The sequence below is a fragment of the Kitasatospora sp. NPDC057015 genome (genome assembly GCF_042673745.1).
In the GTDB taxonomy this organism is placed as follows: domain Bacteria; phylum Actinomycetota; class Actinomycetes; order Streptomycetales; family Streptomycetaceae; genus Kitasatospora.
The window spans coordinates 1-2,514 of record NZ_JBHUSG010000119.1; the positions used below are offsets into that span (position 1 = coordinate 1).

Consider the following 2,514-nt stretch of genomic DNA (forward strand, 5'->3'; position numbering starts at 1 on the left):
ACCGCACACTGGGCGCATCTGCCGTACGCGCTGCTCGGCCGCGCGTCGAACCGGATCATCAACGAGGTGCGCGGGATCAACCGTGTGGTGTACGACATCTCGGGCAAGCCGCCGGCGACGATCGAGTGGGAGTGAGCCCCATTTTGGTGCATTATCTAGCAGTACCAGGCAATCACAGGCAGTAGAACGACAAAAGCCCGCTAAATTGCGGGCTTTTTCGCATCATCAATAAGGTGGGCGAACTAACGTGAGCGGCGGCTTCGGGGCCGAAAAGCACGGTCAAGCACTTTTTATTCATGGCATGGCTGAAGGTATGGATTTCGCCGTTCGCCGCGAGCGCTGCGATGCCCCTCATTGATGACTCGGTTTCGCGTGGTATCGAAATCGCTCAGAGCCTTGCCCAGCAACGGTTCGAGCCTCAAAAACAACACCTTCAAATCGTGGTATCGGAAGGGCCGTATGGCATCGCTCCATGCCATTCCCGATCCAACCGGATCGACGCAAACGTTTGATCTGGTGAAGAAAAGTCAGATCGTCCGATACCATGCGCAGAACTCGCCAAAAAGCCGCCTTTCGATGCTGCCCTGTTGACGAATTAGTTGCATCATCAATGGCTACGTCGTTTCGGAAAACGCGAGAATGCCTGCCTTCTTGCGCAGGTCACGATTGAGCAATCACATCACCGATTGCTTGAAATGTTTAACGACGCACAAGAATTCCAAAAAAAGCCGTTCAGTCTGTATCAAGGCGATTGCCTTGAACTCATGAAGTCGATCCCAGATGCAAGCGTTGACATGGTCCTTTGTGATTTGCCATATGGCACCACTGCTTGTAAGTGGGATGTCGTAATACCGTTCGATAAACTGTGGGAGCAATACCGGCGCGTGGTGAAGCCTAACGCCGCTATTGTGCTGTTCGGATCGGAACCATTTTCAAGCCACATGCGGCTTAGTAATTTGCGAGCCTATCGCTATGATTGGACATGGGACAAGGTGACAGCTCGCGGGCATCTGGTTGCAAAAAAACGGCCCATGCAGCAAACGGAATGCGTAAGCGTTTTTAGTGAGCAGCCGCACAGGTATTTCCCGATCATGATTCCCCGCCCGGCAGACAAGATTGAGCGACGCGGCAAGACGGAATACGCCAGAACGGAAATTATGGGCGGCATGCAGAGGGCGGTGAGCACAGACAAGGTTTACGACACTTGGTATCCGAAGACGCTTTTGAAATTTTCAAACGCCGGAAGTTCTGTGAAGTCTGTCCACCCAACTCAGAAGCCGGTGGGGCTTTGCGAGTACCTAATTCGCACCTATACCAACGAAGGTGAAACGGTGCTGGACAACTGCATGGGAAGCGGCACGACCGGCGTTGCGTGCGCGAACACGGGGCGGAAGTTCATCGGCATGGAGCAGGACGCAGGCTATTTCAAGATCGCCAGCGAGCGGATCGAGCAGGCGTTCCAGAAGGGTGTCGAGCAGGTGCTTGAGAGGCGTGGCGAGTCTGCCGACCTGTTTGCTGGTACGCTGGCGTGATGACGAAACTTGACATCGCGGTTGGCATCGTTGGCGCGGTGGCCTCGCTTGGGGCTGCTGTGTTCTGGCTTTGGTCCGCGCTGATCCAAGTGCCGAACAACATCGACACCTTCATCGGAGAGTTGCAGCGTATCGGGCGTATGAATGGGCGAGGCGCGATATGCGCTTGTGTGGCTGCGGCGTGCGCGTCCTATGCGTTCCTTAGAAGCATCGGGTGGGTCTGATGGTCTAGCAGTATCCGGCAACTACAGGCAGAAACGGGCAATTTTTTAACGTGGTATTTCGCGTGGCATCGGAAAAAGTGACCTGTATAAAAATCATTAAAATCAAAGTGTTACAAGGCTCATTGATGAGTGAGTGGGAGTGATCTAGACTGCTCCCAAGTCGTTCCGGGAGTTCCGGTTTTCCCTGTTTTTCCGTTTAAAAACAGGGGGTTATTGTCTGTCGAGATCCTCGGCGATCCGCGCAATGCCACGTGGAAATGTCGGTACTGTTGGCGGTACCGATTTTTCCTCCTCGGACGGTCCTGTCCGATACCGTCACGCTGGGTTGACGGTATCGGCCGACGGTATACGTTCGAGGAGGTTTTTATGCTCACTGACACGCAGCTGCGTGCCCTCAAGCCGGCTGAGAAAATTTATAAGATCGCCGATCAGCGCGGACTATATGGGGAGCCGGCTGCAGCGGCTGACACTGAAGTGCTGGGTGTTCGACGCTCCTCTCAAGCGTGCTGACTCCTTAGCGCTCAAAGTGCCTCAGATGATCTCCTGGGGTTGCCTATCGTCGAAGTCGATCAATCAAACGTTGTAGCGCTTCGACGATCGCTCGATCGGTCTTTCCATTGTTTCGGACGTCGTTCAGCCACGGACTGTCGAGGGAGAGGCGCCTACGATAAGCTTGTATGAACATGGCCGGGGTCCATGAGTTCAGGAATGTTCACTTTTACGGTTCACGCTGGAGAAGTGAAGCACAATTTCCCTGG

Annotated in this window: 3 protein-coding genes and 1 pseudogene; all 4 read left to right on the plus strand. The window is 54.1% G+C overall.

The window, feature by feature from the left end:
• Nucleotides 1-135, plus strand: a pseudogene (locus ACFTWP_RS41345) (GMP synthase); the annotation flags it as partial.
• A gap of 161 nt (nucleotides 136-296) precedes the next feature.
• Nucleotides 297-512, plus strand: coding sequence for a hypothetical protein (locus tag ACFTWP_RS41350; RefSeq protein ID WP_359177354.1), 216 nt, complete (start codon nucleotides 297-299; stop codon nucleotides 510-512).
• A gap of 87 nt (nucleotides 513-599) precedes the next feature.
• Nucleotides 600-1,532, plus strand: a complete 933-nt coding sequence (locus ACFTWP_RS41355) for a site-specific DNA-methyltransferase (protein ID WP_198113129.1) — start codon at nucleotides 600-602, stop codon at nucleotides 1,530-1,532.
• Nucleotides 1,532-1,756 carry a hypothetical protein gene (locus tag ACFTWP_RS41360; protein ID WP_376498674.1) on the plus strand — a complete coding sequence of 75 codons (225 nt, stop codon included), beginning with the start codon at nucleotides 1,532-1,534 and terminating at the stop codon, nucleotides 1,754-1,756. The genes ACFTWP_RS41355 and ACFTWP_RS41360 overlap by 1 nt, the downstream gene beginning before the upstream one ends.
• Nucleotides 1,757-2,514: the final 758 nt, after the last annotated feature.